The 15202-nt window shown below is 62.3% G+C and carries 19 protein-coding genes; 8 read left to right on the top strand and 11 right to left on the bottom strand.

Annotated features, from left to right (window positions below; translation table 11 throughout):
- Positions 1-67 precede the first annotated feature (67 nt).
- From QA649_RS20250 to QA649_RS20240, 3 genes are read right to left on the bottom strand one after another with little or no spacing between them, the layout of a single operon-like run.
- Complete coding sequence (locus tag QA649_RS20250; protein WP_283025710.1) at positions 68-877, bottom strand: isocitrate lyase/phosphoenolpyruvate mutase family protein; 810 nt, start codon at positions 875-877, stop codon at positions 68-70.
- 51 nt (positions 878-928) lie between these two features.
- On the bottom strand, positions 929-1279 hold the full coding sequence (locus QA649_RS20245; protein ID WP_283025709.1) for an antibiotic biosynthesis monooxygenase: 351 nt from the start codon (positions 1277-1279) through the stop codon (positions 929-931).
- Between the two features lie 24 nt (positions 1280-1303).
- Positions 1304-1612, bottom strand: a complete 309-nt coding sequence (locus QA649_RS20240; protein WP_018647290.1) for an NIPSNAP family protein — start codon at positions 1610-1612, stop codon at positions 1304-1306.
- Between the two features lie 167 nt (positions 1613-1779).
- Between QA649_RS20240 and QA649_RS20235 the strand changes: the two genes are divergently transcribed.
- The 3 genes from QA649_RS20235 to QA649_RS20225 all read left to right on the top strand — a co-directional run bounded on the left by QA649_RS20235 (position 1780) and on the right by QA649_RS20225 (position 4127).
- Positions 1780-2478 (top strand): winged helix-turn-helix domain-containing protein, encoded by a 699-nt coding sequence (locus QA649_RS20235; protein WP_283025708.1) that lies wholly within the window; start codon positions 1780-1782, stop codon positions 2476-2478.
- A gap of 194 nt (positions 2479-2672) precedes the next feature.
- A complete protein-coding gene (locus QA649_RS20230; RefSeq protein WP_283025707.1) occupies positions 2673-3677 on the top strand; it encodes an alpha/beta hydrolase in 1005 nt (334 codons plus the stop codon).
- Between the two features lie 198 nt (positions 3678-3875).
- On the top strand, positions 3876-4127 hold the full coding sequence (locus QA649_RS20225) for a hypothetical protein (RefSeq protein ID WP_026312672.1): 252 nt from the start codon (positions 3876-3878) through the stop codon (positions 4125-4127).
- Positions 4128-4289: 162 nt separating this feature from the next.
- On the opposite strand, the gene QA649_RS20220 is transcribed toward QA649_RS20225, so the two are convergent.
- Together QA649_RS20220 and QA649_RS20215 are read right to left on the bottom strand one after the other, a co-directional pair.
- Complete coding sequence (locus QA649_RS20220) at positions 4290-4565, bottom strand: twin-arginine translocation signal domain-containing protein (RefSeq protein WP_283025706.1); 276 nt, start codon at positions 4563-4565, stop codon at positions 4290-4292.
- A gap of 198 nt (positions 4566-4763) precedes the next feature.
- On the bottom strand, positions 4764-5078 hold the full coding sequence (locus QA649_RS20215; protein WP_283025705.1) for a hypothetical protein: 315 nt from the start codon (positions 5076-5078) through the stop codon (positions 4764-4766).
- 106 nt (positions 5079-5184) lie between these two features.
- On the opposite strand from QA649_RS20215, the gene QA649_RS20210 reads away from it, so the two are divergent.
- The 5 genes from QA649_RS20210 to QA649_RS20190 all read left to right on the top strand — a co-directional run bounded on the left by QA649_RS20210 (position 5185) and on the right by QA649_RS20190 (position 10387).
- Complete coding sequence (locus QA649_RS20210; protein ID WP_283025704.1) at positions 5185-7143, top strand: alpha/beta hydrolase domain-containing protein; 1959 nt, start codon at positions 5185-5187, stop codon at positions 7141-7143.
- Positions 7144-7335: 192 nt separating this feature from the next.
- On the top strand, positions 7336-7983 hold the full coding sequence (locus QA649_RS20205) for a glutathione S-transferase family protein (protein WP_283025703.1): 648 nt from the start codon (positions 7336-7338) through the stop codon (positions 7981-7983).
- Between the two features lie 233 nt (positions 7984-8216).
- Positions 8217-8849, top strand: a complete 633-nt coding sequence (locus QA649_RS20200) for a DUF1326 domain-containing protein (RefSeq protein ID WP_283025702.1) — start codon at positions 8217-8219, stop codon at positions 8847-8849.
- A 51-nt stretch (positions 8850-8900) separates the two neighbouring features.
- On the top strand, positions 8901-9722 hold the full coding sequence (locus tag QA649_RS20195; protein ID WP_283025701.1) for a DUF2182 domain-containing protein: 822 nt from the start codon (positions 8901-8903) through the stop codon (positions 9720-9722).
- A gap of 191 nt (positions 9723-9913) precedes the next feature.
- The gene (locus QA649_RS20190) at positions 9914-10387 is read left to right on the top strand and encodes a VOC family protein (RefSeq protein WP_283025700.1); all 474 of its coding nucleotides are present in this window, start codon (positions 9914-9916) and stop codon (positions 10385-10387) included.
- A gap of 127 nt (positions 10388-10514) precedes the next feature.
- Here QA649_RS20190 and QA649_RS20185 read toward each other — a convergent pair whose 3' ends face one another.
- The 6 genes from QA649_RS20185 to QA649_RS20160 form a co-directional block, all read right to left on the bottom strand.
- Complete coding sequence (locus QA649_RS20185; RefSeq protein WP_283025699.1) at positions 10515-11258, bottom strand: protein-L-isoaspartate(D-aspartate) O-methyltransferase; 744 nt, start codon at positions 11256-11258, stop codon at positions 10515-10517.
- Between the two features lie 79 nt (positions 11259-11337).
- Positions 11338-11823, bottom strand: a complete 486-nt coding sequence (locus tag QA649_RS20180; protein ID WP_283025698.1) for an adenosine-specific kinase — start codon at positions 11821-11823, stop codon at positions 11338-11340.
- A gap of 66 nt (positions 11824-11889) precedes the next feature.
- Positions 11890-12237 carry a hypothetical protein gene (locus QA649_RS20175; RefSeq protein ID WP_283025697.1) on the bottom strand — a complete coding sequence of 116 codons (348 nt, stop codon included), beginning with the start codon at positions 12235-12237 and terminating at the stop codon, positions 11890-11892.
- A gap of 17 nt (positions 12238-12254) precedes the next feature.
- A complete protein-coding gene (locus QA649_RS20170; protein WP_283025696.1) occupies positions 12255-13337 on the bottom strand; it encodes a DUF6236 family protein in 1083 nt (360 codons plus the stop codon).
- A gap of 251 nt (positions 13338-13588) precedes the next feature.
- Positions 13589-14161 carry a hypothetical protein gene (locus QA649_RS20165; RefSeq protein ID WP_283025695.1) on the bottom strand — a complete coding sequence of 191 codons (573 nt, stop codon included), beginning with the start codon at positions 14159-14161 and terminating at the stop codon, positions 13589-13591.
- Positions 14145-15047, bottom strand: a complete 903-nt coding sequence (locus QA649_RS20160) for a hypothetical protein (RefSeq protein ID WP_283025694.1) — start codon at positions 15045-15047, stop codon at positions 14145-14147. Before QA649_RS20160 ends, QA649_RS20165 begins: the two co-directional genes overlap by 17 nt.
- Between the last annotated feature and the right edge of the window lie 155 nt (positions 15048-15202).

Below are 15202 nucleotides of genomic sequence, written 5' to 3'. Positions count from 1 at the left end.
GCTCTTCGTTTGTCTATTTGAGCATGATCTTTTCGGAAAACCGCTTCACACTTTTCCGGATCATGCCCTAGCTAAACATCTTGTTGAGCTCGCCGCCGGGATAGCCGCTGCCAAGCTCGGCAAAGGTCCCCTTCTCCGCCATCTCCTTCGCGGCGCGCATGAAGCCGCCCCAGGCGGCGCGGGCGAGCGAGCCGCCGACGCTGATGCGGCGCACGCCGAGATCTTCGGCTTCCTTCAACGACAGGCCGGAGCCGCCGATCAGAAGGTTGAACGGCTTCGGTGCGACAGCCTTCACCACCGCGGCGATGTCCTCGCGGGTCTTGAGGCCCGGCGCGTAGAGGCAGTCGGCGCCGGCATCCGCATAGGCGGTGAGCCGGTCGATGACGAGCTTGAGATCGGTGACGCCCCAGAGATACGCCTCGCAGCGGCCGACCAGCAGCGTGCCGCTATCGCCGATCGCCTTGCGCGAGGCCCTGATGCGCTCGACCGCCAGCGCGCGGTCGTAGAGCGGCTTGTCCTTGTCGCCGGTGGAATCCTCGATCGACAGACCGGCGACGCCGGTGCGCACACCGCGCTCGACATTGTCGGCGACCTTGTCCGGCTCGACGGCAAAGCCGCCCTCGAAATCCGCGTTCACGGGGATGTCGACCGCCGAGCTCAATGCTGCCAGATGCTGACAGACGTCCTCGACGGTGACGTGGTAGTCGGCCTTGCCGATGGTCCAGGCAAAACCCGCGCTCGATGACGCGATCGCCTTGAAACCGAGATGTTGCAACGCCTTGGCGCTGCCGACATCGACCGGATTGGGCAGGATGAAGCAGCCGCTCTCGTGCATCTTCTTGAACGTCGCGCGCTTGTCAGCGGTCGTCACATGCATGTTTCTCTCCCTTGTTGGCCGCGCAGACATAGGCACGCATCATCGGACGCGCTAGTGCGCGTCGTGCACCGCGCGGCTGTCCTTCGGCGCTTCCTCGCGATCGTTCATGCCGTAGTCCCTGATGACGCTGGCGATGCGCAGGTGATAATCGGCGAAGATCTGCGCCCTGCCTTTGGCCTGGGTGCGGCGGTGCTCCATCGTGTTGCGCCAGGCCCGCACGGCCGCCTCGTCCCGCCAGAACGACAGCGACAGGATCTTGCCCTTCTCGGTCAGGCTCTCGAAGCGCTCGACCGAGATGAAGCCGTCGATGGTTTGCAGGAGCGGCTTCAGATCGGCTGCGAGGTCGAAATAGGTCTGGCGGTGTTCCGGCTTGGGCCAGACCTCGAAGATCACGGCGATCATGGGCATCTCCTCTGCAATGATTGCCTACAATACCACCTTGCGCAGGAAGGTGCGCTCTTCGGCGAGGATGAATTTGTGCTCCTCGGCGAAATGGAAGTTCGCCATGCCCTCCGCATCCTGGCGCAGCCGGGCGCGATAGGCCTCATAGGCGGCAAGGCTCTCGAAGGTGATCAGCGCAAACGCGATGTTGTTGGTGCCCTCATGCGGCATGAAATAGCCGATCAGATCGCCGCCGCATTTCGGGATGATGGTGAGCCAGCGTTTTGAATATTCCTCGAACTGCGCGCGCTTGAACGGATCGAGCTGGTAGCGGATGAAGACGGTGACGGACATGATGGGGCTCTCCTGTTTCCACACCGTCATTGCGAGCGCAGCGAAGCAATCCAGGAATCCCTCCGCGGGGACAGTCTGGATTGCTTCGTCGCTGCGCGCCTCGCAATGACGACTTGGTGAGAGGCTACGCGCTTGCCCGACCACAATGCTTCGGCTACCATCGAAGCATGAAATCAGGACCCGACATCGCCATGGTCGCCGCGCTGGTCGGCGACCCCGCCCGCGCCAACATGCTCACGGCGCTGATGAACGGCCGCGCACTGACCGCGAGCGAGCTGGCGCAGGAGGCCGGCATCACGCCGCAGACCGCGAGCTCGCATCTGGCCAAGCTCGAGGCCGGCGGGCTGGTGGAGCCGGAGAAGCAGGGACGCCACCGCTACTACCGCCTCACCGACGATGACGTCGCCGGCGTGCTCGAGGGGCTTGCGGGCCTTGCCGCGCGCACCGGCCACATGCGCGTGCGAACCGGACCGAAGGATCCGGCGCTGCGGCGCGCGCGGATCTGCTACGACCATCTCGCCGGCGATCTCGGCGTGCAGATGCTCGACACCATGCGCGAGCGGCATCTGGTGAAGCAGAAGAAGCAGGACATCGAGCTGACGGCCGAGGGCGAGCGCTTTCTCGCCAGGCACTTGCAGATCTCGCCCGACATGCTCAGCCACCCGCGCCGCCCGGTCTGCAAGGCGTGCCTCGACTGGAGCGAGCGGCGTCACCATCTCGCCGGCACGTTAGGGGCCGCCATGATGCAGCGCTTTGCCGAGCTGAAATGGGCCGCGCGCGATCCCACGCCCGGCAGCCGCGTCGTCAATTTCACCCGCACCGGCGAGAAGCAGTTTGCCGCGCTGTTCGGCAATGGGAAGGACTGATCACGCAGGCTGCGTGAAACCACACAATCGCGTGTGAGCTCTCACTCTCGTCATGGCCGGGCTTGACCCGGCCATCCACGTCTTTATGGCCTCCGTCATTCCGGGGCGATGCAAGGCATCGAACCCGGAATCTCGAGATTCCGGGTTCACGCTGCGCGCGCCCCGGAATGACGGCTCCAAATATGAGACCCCCAATGAACCGCTTCCTCCCGGCCGCACTCGCTGCTGCCCTCTTCACTATCCCGCTCGCATCCCATGCCGACACCGCCCCGCGCGAGCCCTACGGCATTGCGCTCGAGGGCTTTGCCTATCCCTATCCCGTGCATCTGCTTCCCATCGTCAATGACGGCGAGCAGCTCAGCATGGCCTATATGGACGTCGCCGCCGAGCGGCCGAACGGCCGCACCGTGGTGCTGCTGCACGGGCGCAATTTCCCGTCGAGCTATTGGGCGCCTGTCATCAAGATGTTGAGCGAGGCCGGTTATCGCGTCGTGGTGCCGGACCAGATCGGCTTCGGCAAGTCCTCCAAGCCGGCGGGCGAGCTGCATTTCGACAATCTGGCACGCAACACCATCGCGCTGCTCGACCACTTAGAGATCAACAAGGCCGAGATCGTCGCGCATTCGCTCGGCGGCATGCTGGGGGTGCGCATCGCCCGCGCCTACCCTGATCGTGTCGCCCATCTCGTGCTGACCGCCCCGATCGGGCTCGAGGACTACCGGCTCTACGTGCCGCCGACTCCAACCGAGAAGATCATCGAGACCGAGGACAAGCTCACCGCCGACGGCTATCGCAAGCAGCTCCAGACCAACTACGCGATCAAGCTGCCGGGCGAGGCGATCACGCCGTTCATCGATGCCCGCTTCAACATCAAGGGCAGCCCCGATTATCCGCGCTGGCTGCGCGCCTTCGTTTCTTCCGGCCAGATGATCTATCGTGAGCCGGTCGCGCACGAGATCCCGCTGATCGCGCTGCCGACGCTGTTCATCATGGGCGCAGACGACCACAACGCGCCAGGCCGGCCGCTCGCGCCGGAGGCGCTGCGCGCAAAAATGGGGCAGAACGCAGAGCTTGCGAAGCAGCTCGCCGCCAAGATGCCGAACGCGCGGGCCGAGGTGATCCCCGACACCGGGCATCTCGTCTTCCTGGAGTCGCCGGAGAAGTATCGCGAGCTGGTGCTGGGCTTTCTCAGCCGCTAGCGACAGCTGCGTGTCGCCCGAGGCAGGATGCGGCGCACGTTCATGCCGCATTCAGGTCATGATTGGCAGGTTTGGATCGCGACGTGTCGGCACGTGTCTCCCAGATTTAACGTGTCGAATCGTGTCTGTTGATTCATTGTGCGCCGCAAGCGCCGTGTCCTCCCAAAAATCTGCCCCAAGGACGAGAAGGAAGATCAAATGAAATATCTCTTCGCCGCCGCCATGCTCGCGAGCGCGGTCGTCGGTTTCAGCGAGGCGGCCAGCGCCGCGCAGGGTTGCGGTCCGGGCTGGTACCGTGGCCCCTATGGCGGCTGCCGCCCGATGCGCGGTGCGGTCGTTGTGCGCCCCGCCCCCATCGTGGTCGCCCCCGCGCCGGTCGTCGTTGTGCCGCGCGCCCGCGTGTGCCCCTATGGCTTCCGCTGGTGGGGTGGCCGCTGCCGCCCGATCTGATCTCGTCTCTTCGTACTACGAAGTGGCCGCGCGGATTGCCCCGCGCGGCCATTTTCTTTTGGGGCTCTCCAAACCGGCCATCGGCGGAGTCACGCAACAGCCACGAATCAAAACGGGGACCGCGATCGCGATCCCCGTCCAAAGCCTGGCCTCGCCTGAAGCTTACCAGTGGCGACGATGCCAGCGCCGGCGACGCCAGCCCCAGTGGCGGCGGCGCCAACCCCAGTGGCGCCCATGCCAATGCACCTGCTCGGGCTTGAGCTGCGCGATCTCATCGCCGGTGGTGACGGCCGGATGCAGATCGGCATCGGGCTGCGGCATGCGGCCCGGGGCGCCGACCGGCTGCGGTGACAACGGCGCGGCCTGGGCGGTCGCGGCGAGGGCGGCGGCGCCCGCCGTCACACCAAATGCAAGTTTCAAAAAGTTCCGGCGCTCCATGACATGTCCTCTAGGTGATCGAGCAAGTGATGCAGAGGAAGTGTCGCGGTCACGACATGAACCCAAGCTGAATCGCGCATTCAGATTCGTTCCGAAGTGGAGTGCCGTAGCCGGATGGAGCGCAGCGCAATCCGGGAAACTGTTGCTGCAGACGCACTGCCCCGGATTACGCTGCGCTCCATCCGGGCTACGTCGCAACTACTTCACGAACTCCTGCGCCAGCACCAGCGTCTCGCGCGAGCGCTTCACCTCGGGCCAGTCGCGGTTGAAATCGGCGACGAGCTTTTTCAGCGCATCGCCCTTCAGCATCGCATCGAGCTTGGCCTCGTCATCGAACTGATACATCGCCTGGTGCAGCGAGGGATCGTCGAGACTCCAGAACCGCCAGGCTTTGCTCACGCCGAACGCCTTCACCGCATCGGGCACGTGCTCGGTCTCGTACCATCTGTCGAAGGCGGCGCGCTTGCTCGCATCGGTGACGATGGCACGAACGACGAAGAAGGCTGCTGGCATCGGATTTCCTCCTGTTGTTTGCCCTCAGGATAGCCGGTTATAGTCGCCGCAACAAAAAGCCCGCGCGGCGGAACTTGCCGTCGCGCCATACAAGGGAAGGACAGCCATGCGCAGGATCATCTCGGGTCTCATCGCGATCACCTGCCTGTGGCCCGCGGCCTCGCCGGCCGAAATCGTCCGCTTCGATATCCTGGAACGCGTGCCCGCCTTTGCCGGACGCAGCTTCGGCACTGTCGGCACCTATGAGCGCATCACCGCGCGCGCGACCTTCGCGCTCAACCCGTCCGACGACCGCAACGCCGTCATCACCGACCTCGCGCTCGCACCGCGTGGCGCCGACGGCAAGGTCGAAGCCAGTGCCGACGTCGTGATCCTCAGGCCCAGCGATGCCAGTCACGGCAACAGCACGCTGCTGCTGGAAGTCCCCAATCGCGGCCGCAAGCTGGCGCCGCAGCTGTTCGACGATTCCGCCCAGCCCGGCGCCAACATTGCGGACAAGGCCGAGGACGCCGGCATCGGCTTCCTGCACCGCCAGGGTTTCACGATGGTCTGGGTGGGTTGGCAGGGCGAGATTCCGTCGAAGCCGGGGCAGCTCGCGCTCGCCGCGCCGGTGATCAAGGACGTCACCGGCCCGGCGCGCGAAGAGGTGATCTTCAACAACGCGACCAATCCCGCGCGCGCGGCGCTGACATGGCCCGCCGCCGACGCCGCCAACCTCAACGTCACCGTGCGCGCGGCCTGGGCCGATCCGCGGCAGACGCCGTCAGGTCTCTCGGCAAAGCTGGTCGATCCCAGCACAGTGGAGATCACCCGGCCCGACGGTTTCGATGCCGGCGCGCTCTACGAGATCACCTACACCGCGCGCGATCCGGTGCCGCTCGGCATGGGCTTTGCGGCCGTGCGCGATGTCGTCAGCTTCCTCCGCCACGACGAGACGCAAGCGAACCCACTGCTGAACGGCCTGCATGCGTCCGTCAGTCGCGCTGTTGGCTTCGGCGTCTCGCAGTCCGGCCGTTTCCTGCGCGACTTCCTCTATCTCGGCTTCAACGAGGATCTCCAGGGCCGCACCGTGTTCGACGGATTGATGCCGCATGTCGCAGGCACGCGGCGGATGGCGACCAATGTCCGCTTCGGCCAGCCCGGCCGCAACCCGCGCCATCCGCAGGATCCGGCGTGGCAGGCTGATCTGTTCCCGTTCACCTATGCAAGCCTAAGCGATCCCTATTCCGGCAAGACCGACGGCCTGTTGCGGCGCTGTTCGCTTTCGGCCACCTGCCCCAAGATCATGCAGACCGACAGCGAGCACGAATGGTGGGCCTCGCACGCCTCGCTGCTGGTCACCGATCTCGCCGGCAACCATCTCGACCTGCCCGACAACGTCCGTGCCTACATGATATCGGGCACGCCGCATTTCGCCGAAGCCGCGGAGGTCATGCGCAAGGGCTTGCCGGCGATGTCGCTGCCGCAGAACCCGATGCATGCGGGCATGCCGATGCGCGCGCTGCTCACCGACCTCCATGCCTGGATCAGCGACGGCATCAAGCCGCCCGCAAGCCGCGTTCCCATGCGTGCCCACGGCACGCTGGTGCCGGCGCAAGGCGCGGTGCCGACCGACATCCCCGGCCTGCCCTATGCCGGCATCCACACGCTCGCCGCCTTCTCCGACCAGAGCGTGCTGCCGCCCAAGGAGATCGGCCGCTATCCGGTATTCGTGCCGAAGGCGGACAATGACGGCATGGCCATATCGGGCATCCGCCAGCTCGCACTCGCCGTGCCGCGCGCGACCTACACCGCCTGGAATCCGCGCGCGCAAGGGTTTGGCCCGACCGCGCTCTATCCGCTGCAGGGCGCGGTGGTGCCGTTCGCACCGACCGAGGCCGCGCGGAAGGAAGTGCACGATCCCCGGCTGTCGATTGCGGAGCGCTATGCCGATGACGGGGCGTATGTCGCCGCAGTGAAACGTGAGGCCGCGCGGCAGGTGGCGGAGCGCTTGCTGCTGGCGGAGGATGCGGAGCGCGCGGTCGAGGCCGCGAAGCAAGGGAAGTTAGGGAAGCTCGGGCAGTGAGGGAGCAACGCTGCCGTAGGGTGGGCAAGGCGAAGCGTGCCCACCACCTCTGTCCCTAGCAAAAGATGGTGGGCACGGCGCAAACGCGCCTTTGCCCACCCTACGGTCTCCGCCCGTGCAGAATAAACGTCGCTCACTGTCGGAACGCCCGCCCGTCATCCGTCCTATGTCCAGACAGCATGGAGACCCCTCATGCCCGACCTCACCCTCACCACCTTCGACTGGGTTCCCGAGAAGCCGCGCGGCCTGGTGCGCGATCTTCGCGTGCGCTGGGCGCTGGAAGAAGCCGGCTTGCCCTATCGCGTCGCCAGCACGCCGTTCGGCGACCGGGGCGCCGCGCACCTCGCGCACCAGCCGTTCGGCCAGGTGCCGTGGCTGACCGATGGCGACCTCTCGATCTTCGAGAGCGGCGCGATCCTGCTCCATCTCGGCGCGCTCAGCGCGAAGCTGATGCCGTCAGATCCGCGCGGCCGCAGCGAGGCAACGAAATGGGTGTTCGCGGCGCTCAATTCGGTGGAGATGGCAAGCCTGCCCTGGTCCATGTTCAAGTTCACCGGCAGCGACGACGGTTCACCGGCCGTGACGTTCGTCGACGGCTTCCTGAAGATCCGCCTCAAGCACCTCGAGCCGGTGCTGGCCGGCCGTGAATGGCTGGCGGGCTCCTTCTCCGTCGCCGACATCCTGATGGCGGACGTGCTGCGCCCCGTCGACCGCTTCGAGGGACTCGCGGACAGTCCCGCCTGCCGCGCCTATCTCGCGCGCGCCACGGCCCGCCCGGCCTTCGCCAAGGCCCACGCCGACCAGATGGCGCATTTCGCCGCAGCGGATAAGGCGCGTTGACAGGACGGATCAGCTCGCAGCTCGCAGGATGGGTCAGGCGAAGCCGTGACCGATCAGGGGTCTGCCCGAACGAATGGAGAAGTGGTGGGCTAGGCTGGCGCTAACGCCGCCGCCGCTTCACACCAACTTCATTGGCGCATCGCCTTGCGGTTCCCGCGCACGCGGCGTAGCTTTCCACCACAGGTAGCTCGTTCGAAAGTGATCTGTCGGGTTCGGCCAAGCGGGAGGCAGCGATGGTGGACCAGGTCTCGTGGCAGCTTTCCGGTGACTATTTCGAAAATTGCAGTTGCAGCATCGTGTGCCCGTGCCTCGTGTCTGCGGGCGCCCCGCTGACCGCGCGACCGACCGAGGGCTTCTGCAACGTGCCGCTGATCTTCCACATCGAGACCGGGCGTTACGGCGACGTCGCACTCGATGGACTGAACGTCCTGGTTATCCTCCATGCGCCTGGCGTCATGGCTGACGGGAACTGGTCGCAGGCCACCTATGTCGATCAGAGCGCCGACGATCGGCAGACCGAGGCGCTGGCTGCGATCTTCAGCGGCGCGGCCGGTGGTCCCATGGCCTCGTTCGGACCGCTGATCAGCAAGAACCTGGGGGTGAAGAAGGCCCCGATCACATTCCGGATCGACGGCAAGACGCGGTCCGCGGAAATCCCGGGCATTCTGCACATGTCCGTTGATCCGTTACCGACCATGCACCCGAGCGGCGAAATGTGGGCCAACATCGGCCACCCCGTCAGCCCCGACAGGATGGTGATGGCGGTCGGCGCCGCCGGCAATACGTACAGCGATCATGGCATGCGCTGGGACAATTCCGGCAGGAACGGCCTCTATGCGCCGATCCAGTGGTCGAACCAGGCCTGATGCCGCTCCTGATGTGACGGTCCGCGAGAAGGCCGGCAACCCGCATCACAAATGACCGACAGAGCTCTCGAAACCGTGCTGCGCCGCGACCGCTGGATCGTCGGCGGCGCGATTCTGATCATCGTCGCGCTGGCGTGGGCTTATGTGCTCTGGCTCGCCGACGACATGGACATGGGCGGCATGGACATGACCGGCTTCCGCATGATCCCGGCCGGGATCGGAATCATGTTGCCCGCCAGCGAGCCGTGGCGAACGATCGAGTTCGCATACGTGTTCCTGATGTGGGCGGTGATGATGGTTGGAATGATGGCGCCCTCGGCCGCGCCCATGATCCTCATGTACGCCAGCGTCGGCCGGCAGGCGAAGGCACAGGCCAAGCCGTTCGCGGCAACCGGCTGGTTTGCGGCCGGTTATCTCCTCGCCTGGGCCGGCTTTTCACTCGTCGCAACCCTTCTGCAATGGGGGATCGATCGCGCAGCCCTTCTCGACTCCCGGATGACGTTCGCCAGCAACCTGCTCGGGGCATGCGTGCTGATCGCGGCCGGCATCTATCAATGGACGCCGCTCAAGGACGTGTGCCTCGTCCAATGCCAGTCGCCGTTTCTGTTCCTGATGCGCCACGGCGGGTTTCGCGACACGCCGCGAGGCTGCCTGCTGCTGGGGCTTCGGCACGGAAGCTATTGTGTCGGCTGCTGCTGGCTCTTGATGGCACTCCTGTTCATAGGCGGCGTGATGAACGTGCTCTGGATCGCGCTGTTGGCGCTGCTCGTCCTGCTGGAGAAGCTGACGCCGGCCGGACGATGGATCGCGCGCGCTGCCGGCATTGCATGTGTGGCCGCGGGCGCGTGGCTGCTGGTGTCCTCGCTGCGGTGATGCGTTTTGCGTTGCGAAAGCCGCGCTCATCGCCCCGACGGGCAGTGAGGCTCATCACACCAGCTTCATCGGCGCATCCGCGTCGCAGCGCGGCGCAGCAGCCGTCATACTTTGTTCAAAGACCGGGCGGAAGATTGCGGACGCGACATGAGGTGGCTGGGTCGTCCTGCATCAAACCAAAGGAGACAGCCATGGTCACTAAAGTGGTCACTAAAGTGAAGCCGGTTCCCGAGGGATATCACACCGTCACGCCCTATCTCGTCGTCGACGGCGCAGAGACAGTCATCCGCTTCATGAAAGACGCCTTCGGAGCCCAACCGGTCTTCGAGCCGATGATGCGGCCCGACGGCAAGGTCGGGCATGCGGAGTTCAAAATCGGAAATTCCATCGTGATGATTTCCGACTCCTCGGAGCGCGCACAAGCAACATCCACGATGTTGTATCTCTACGTACCGAACGTCGATGCAGTCTATCAGAAGGCGCTCAAGGCCGGCGGCACATCGGTGATGGAGCCCGCCGATCAATTCTACGGCGACCGCAGCGGTGGTGTAACGGATCCCGCCGGCAACCGCTGGCACATCGGCACCCATATCGAGGATGTATCCCCGGCGGAGCTGAAGAAGCGTGCGGCGGAGGTCATGAAGCAGCAGAACAAGGCCGCGTAGACGAGGCACACTTCGCAGCCGCAGGGCGGATTGGCATTAGCGCAATCCGCCCGTCTGTCGTCAGAAAGGCGGCCCGTTACGGCTTCGTGGAACCTGCCCTACGCGTTCGCGCTCGACCGTTGCGCATCTAGTTCTGTGAACGCGTAAAGGGGACAAAACGCACGAGGGCGACGGCGCGCGTCGTCGTCTTACCGGGTGCAATTTTTTCTACGATCGTGAGCTGCTGAGTGCTGAAACCAGCTCCCACCGGCATGACAAGTCGACCACCCACGTTGAGCTGATCGACCAACGGCGGCGGCACATGCCCGAGCGCGGCCGTCACGATGATGGCGCCAAACGGACCGCATTCCGGCCAGCCATCGTAGCCGTCGCCGAGCCTGACGCTGACGTTGTCATACGCGAGGTCTCTCAGTGTCTTCGTGGCGGTCTCGGCCAATTGCGGGATGATCTCGATGGTGCAGACCTTTCGCGCCAGGCGCGCAAGGATGGCGGCCTGGTAGCCCGAACCCGTGCCGACCTCGAGCACAACGTGATCGGCCGCGACCTCGGCCAACGCTGTCATCAGGGCCACCATGTAGGGCTGCGAGATGGTCTGGCCGAGGCCGATCGGTACCGGGCTGTCGGCGTATGCGATCGAGCAGGATCGCTCAGGGATGAACAGATGGCGTTTTGTTTGTGCCATCGCCTCGAGCACCCTCTCCGGCAGGCCTTGCGGACCCAAGCTGCTTCCGGCGGACCGGGCATAGGCACGGATGGTTTCGACCATGGCGGCGCGTTCGCGGACGCATTGGTCGTCCTGCGGGGCGCCCTGTGCGGCCGTCTCCCCCGCCGCGACAACCATGGCAAGCACCTGCAGCAAGGCCTTCATCATCGTGCGTCCTCCACGAGGTACGCAATTTGCGTCGACCGCTCGAGCGCAACGAATGGAATCGATGACCGGTATCCAGTCGCTACAGCTTGTAGCCGATCTTTCGCAGCAGGTCTTTCCGCCACGCAATGTCCGCGTCGGCCTCGACACCCAGCGGTGAGGCGCCATCCACCACGCCGAGCACGCCACGGCCGAGGTCGGTTTGCGCGACTATCACCTGTGTCGGATTGGCAGTCGCACAAAAGATGCGGCACACCTCCGGCACCGCGCGCACAGCAGCCAGCACGTTGACGGGAAAGAATCCGTCACCAAGGAAGATCAGGAACGTGTGTCCGGCGCCGACGGCCAATGCGTTGTCGCGCGCCAGCGTGAGAGCGGCCTCGTCGTTGCCCGACCAGCGCACCAGCCGCTTGCCGGAGGCCTCGCAGAAGGCGAGCCCGAAGCGGATGCCCGGCACCGCGCCGACCAACGCCTCGTGGAGGTCTTCCACGGTCTTGATGAAATGCGATTGGCCAAAGATGAAGTTGGCGGTGTCCGGCTTGACGATGGGCACCACGGTGAGTTCCATGGCTGCGCTCCTTCAAGGGTCCAACGCCAGTCATGGTAGGCCTGCGGCAGGCGATTGCAAGCGGCGTTACACCAGCTTCAGGGGCGTATCGGCGACAACCCTGAGGTCGATGCTGCCGATCAACGCCGAACGGCGCGCCTCCGCCGCGCTGATGGCGTCGTCCGTCTGCCGCAAGGTACTGACGTTCGAGCCCAGCGACACGATCCCGCCCAGCACTAGGGCGATCGATCCGAGCGCCGCGGTCTGACCTGTCCCCAACAGGCCGAGGACCGTGACCAACAGCAGCGCGGCCCCGCCGCCGATGGCGATCTTGGACGCCAGGATGTACTTCCGGCATCGCTCGGCGATCTCGGCGAGAGCCTCGATCCGATCTTCAAGTTCTGAAATCTCGTCAGTCACATCGTCTTCGGTCATTCCATCCAGTACCCGCTCTAGTATCGAGGCAACGAGAACTCCTTCTCGATATCTAGAAGATATGTGAAAGGTGAAGACGCTCGTGCTTTGCGCCTTGCGTACGCCGCCTCCACAGCTATGTTGGCGCCGGTCATAAAAAGCCCCGCACCAAAGACACTAATTGAATTTGCCTGCGCAAAGCTTGCTAAGAGAGAACCTCCGGCCACCGCAGACAATGTCGCGGCCTGATAGAATCCCTTCCAGGCACTTTGGATCGTTTGGTCTTGCATTTCTCGCTTCAACTTCTCCAACCCTGGACGAATCTTGTTCGCATATATTCGCGCTGCATTTTCCTGAAGTTCGCGTGCGCTCTCGCTCTTTCCTATCTTTGCTCTAAGATCGTCAAACGTTCCGGAAAGCTCAGCAAGTTGAATTGCCCTCGATCGCCGAAATTCGAGCATTTTGGCAACTGAGGTCTCGGGGTCGATCCGCAGCCCCTCCATCACGACGGTCAGCAGAGCTGCATTGGCCTCGCGTTCGCCAACACCCACACTATCGTCAATAAGAAATCTAAGGTTCAAGCCTTGAACAGAATCTTGGTTGGTGAGCGGGGAAATCCCCTTTTGTTCAGCCAGCATGACGGCCAGGGCAGCCATATACGCAGCAGCAAAGTTGCTATTCACTAAAATCCAATCTCCCTCATACTCCTCTCTGTATCCAAACAATTTCCTCAGCTCCCGTGGAGTCTTTCCGAAGACGCGCGACACAAGGGGATCTGACCGCATCGCATTCTGTAATTCACGTGACATTTTTGCAGGATGCAGACGTCCTACCCCGAGGCGGACAATTGCATCCTTCATCGCTTCGGACATCTTCCCCGGGTACAAACCAACCAATTGAAGATCGTCACCGATTCTGTGCCGTAGCAATTCCGATTGACGGAGGACTCTGAGACTTGGATCCACTTGAGAGCCGTTCAAAAGCAGATCGTCAAGCCAATCGGGGCGCTCGAACAAGTTGATTACCTTCTCTCCAAGTCGTTGAAGCACCTCGGGATGCAATTCACAGTACAACGGCTCTAGATAGCCCTCTTGATGACAGATCCTGGTATCCTCGTTCAAATACGGCCTTGTTATAGTGGTCGGGACGATCGTCTGTAATTTATCCCAAAATAGGATCGCGGATCTAAGCCAGCTTTGGTCCCGAACATCGATAAACGGATAATATAATGCGGAGCCCAACATCTCTTGGTACCTCCTGGCAGTGGGCATTCAAGAAAGACTGCAGCCTGCGGATAGTCGATTGACACGATGTGCGTTGGCGTAACTTCCGATCGGGATCGCGACATCTTTCTAGGGCAGCTTTTCAACAATTATTGCTTGCCCGTTTGGTATTCCTTGTAGAGTCGATTGTATTGCTCGTAGTGCCAAGTCAATTGGCGAACAAGATCAACCAGCCTCCAAGTCTTACTGCAAACGTAGACGAGAAGCCCGACATCAACCGCTATCAGGTATCGATTCAGACCGTCGGCCTCAAACAATCGAGTAACCGCTGCGAGGCCGGCCGATATCAGCAAAAGAGCAATTTGAAGCAGAAGGGTAAATTGCGGCCAGAACAAGAATTGATCAAATAGCCTTTCTTCACGCAAATAACTTGAGAACGGATACTCAGCCACCATTCGCTGCACTTGGCCAATTGTCGCAACAGACACAGATCCGAAGAACCCCGCAACGACTGCAATGGCCGCGAGCACAGTCGCGATACTTCCGTCGGTAATCTGAGGTCGTAGAGAATTTCTCATCAAGAACACGGCAAGAAGTGGTAGAGCGCAACAGACAGTCAGCCACCACGGAACATACGCCCAAAATCCACGGCGCTCAGCGGACAATCCCAAGGCTTCGGCCAACACGGACCAGAAGTTTGGACATCTATCCATCCCCGTCATCCAAGGTAGATTCCTCAAATTGACGTGCGATCTTTCGAATTCGTGTGACATAGGCTTGATTGAACGGATAGTCGAGCTTCTCGGGCACCTTAATGCGCACTCCGACACTCTCGTTGCGCACAGAGTCCTCTTCGTCTTCTGCCAGCTCCGTTGTCTTTCCGGGCTTCGGTACCTTTACTTCAGTGCCCTCGTCCGTCCGACCGACGAAGCCGACCTTTGCGTGCCCACTTTGCTGCAGTTGCTGAACGGAAGTAAGAAACCCACCCTCCAGAGTCATTGGCGCTGAGGAAGGCGCTGTTGCTTTTCCGCTAATCTTCTTGATGTGATCGAGCTTGCGACTTTCATCAAGCTTTAGACCTAAGTCACCGGTGTGAGGATTGACAGGTAGGATATCGAACGTAACTTCAATAAGCCGAAACCGATTAACTGCTTTCCGAAGATCGAAGGTCTCTTTAATAGCCTCGACAACAAAATATGCTCGATGTCGATAGAGCAATATCTGATGGAGCCGCGACATCGCGCCGTCAGCCGGCATTCTCGCACCATCAGAGCATGCGATCATGCGCAAACGAGGTAGGCAGACAAACGCCGCGTTTGGATAGTCGTCGTCGTCGACCTCTACTTGATACGTTTCATCTTCCTTGGCGTCGTATGTTGTTACCTCTCGCTCCGTCGAATGGCGACCGATCAAGCCCACGAAATCGGATCTATATTCGCGTACAAACATCAGTACGCTATCTCGCTTCCCGCGATATTCTGCGAATTCACCATACGAGTCGGTGCCCCTTGCTCGTTGAAACAGCTTAAAATGATCATCCGGATGAATTTCGCGCTCTTTTTCTCCGGAAACCTTAGTCAATTGATAGCGATACAATTTATAGTGCATACGTCGGCCCCCCAGCCATTGCATGCCAGATTCTAGCTGTACCACACTTTTTTACAATGTTTGATTGCAGCAGCTTCCGTTCTGCTTTTGGCTAAGCCTCCCATTGCCGTAGGATTCAAGCTGTCAGGTGGGCCCGACGATAGCCCGCATGAGCG

The organism is Bradyrhizobium sp. CB1717, assembly GCF_029714325.1.
Taxonomy (GTDB): Bacteria; Pseudomonadota; Alphaproteobacteria; order Rhizobiales; family Xanthobacteraceae; genus Bradyrhizobium.
The sequence above is the reverse complement of the archived record's forward strand: the minus strand, read 5'-3'. Positions and strand labels throughout refer to the sequence as shown.

Excerpts from the sequence above, each read along its gene's own strand:
- QA649_RS20205 (WP_283025703.1), top strand. The coding sequence starts at position 7,336 with ATGCCCGACCTCACCCTCACCACCTTCGACTGGGTTCCCGAGAAGCCG.
- QA649_RS20240 (WP_018647290.1), bottom strand. The coding sequence starts at position 1,612 with ATGTCCGTCACCGTCTTCATCCGCTACCAGCTCGATCCGTTCAAGCGC.
- QA649_RS20185 (WP_283025699.1), bottom strand. The coding sequence starts at position 11,258 with ATGATGAAGGCCTTGCTGCAGGTGCTTGCCATGGTTGTCGCGGCGGGG.
- QA649_RS20165 (WP_283025695.1), bottom strand. The coding sequence starts at position 14,161 with ATGACGGGGATGGATAGATGTCCAAACTTCTGGTCCGTGTTGGCCGAA.
- QA649_RS20215 (WP_283025705.1), bottom strand. The coding sequence starts at position 5,078 with ATGCCAGCAGCCTTCTTCGTCGTTCGTGCCATCGTCACCGATGCGAGC.
- QA649_RS20190 (WP_283025700.1), top strand. The coding sequence starts at position 9,914 with ATGGTCACTAAAGTGGTCACTAAAGTGAAGCCGGTTCCCGAGGGATAT.
- QA649_RS20245 (WP_283025709.1), bottom strand. The coding sequence starts at position 1,279 with ATGATCGCCGTGATCTTCGAGGTCTGGCCCAAGCCGGAACACCGCCAG.
- QA649_RS20220 (WP_283025706.1), bottom strand. The coding sequence starts at position 4,565 with ATGGAGCGCCGGAACTTTTTGAAACTTGCATTTGGTGTGACGGCGGGC.
- QA649_RS20235 (WP_283025708.1), top strand. The coding sequence starts at position 1,780 with ATGAAATCAGGACCCGACATCGCCATGGTCGCCGCGCTGGTCGGCGAC.
- QA649_RS20175 (WP_283025697.1), bottom strand. The coding sequence starts at position 12,237 with ATGACCGAAGACGATGTGACTGACGAGATTTCAGAACTTGAAGATCGG.
- QA649_RS20250 (WP_283025710.1), bottom strand. The coding sequence starts at position 877 with ATGCATGTGACGACCGCTGACAAGCGCGCGACGTTCAAGAAGATGCAC.
- QA649_RS20180 (WP_283025698.1), bottom strand. The coding sequence starts at position 11,823 with ATGGAACTCACCGTGGTGCCCATCGTCAAGCCGGACACCGCCAACTTC.
- QA649_RS20195 (WP_283025701.1), top strand. The coding sequence starts at position 8,901 with ATGACCGACAGAGCTCTCGAAACCGTGCTGCGCCGCGACCGCTGGATC.
- QA649_RS20200 (WP_283025702.1), top strand. The coding sequence starts at position 8,217 with ATGGTGGACCAGGTCTCGTGGCAGCTTTCCGGTGACTATTTCGAAAAT.
- QA649_RS20225 (WP_026312672.1), top strand. The coding sequence starts at position 3,876 with ATGAAATATCTCTTCGCCGCCGCCATGCTCGCGAGCGCGGTCGTCGGT.
- QA649_RS20160 (WP_283025694.1), bottom strand. The coding sequence starts at position 15,047 with ATGCACTATAAATTGTATCGCTATCAATTGACTAAGGTTTCCGGAGAA.
- QA649_RS20210 (WP_283025704.1), top strand. The coding sequence starts at position 5,185 with ATGCGCAGGATCATCTCGGGTCTCATCGCGATCACCTGCCTGTGGCCC.
- QA649_RS20230 (WP_283025707.1), top strand. The coding sequence starts at position 2,673 with ATGAACCGCTTCCTCCCGGCCGCACTCGCTGCTGCCCTCTTCACTATC.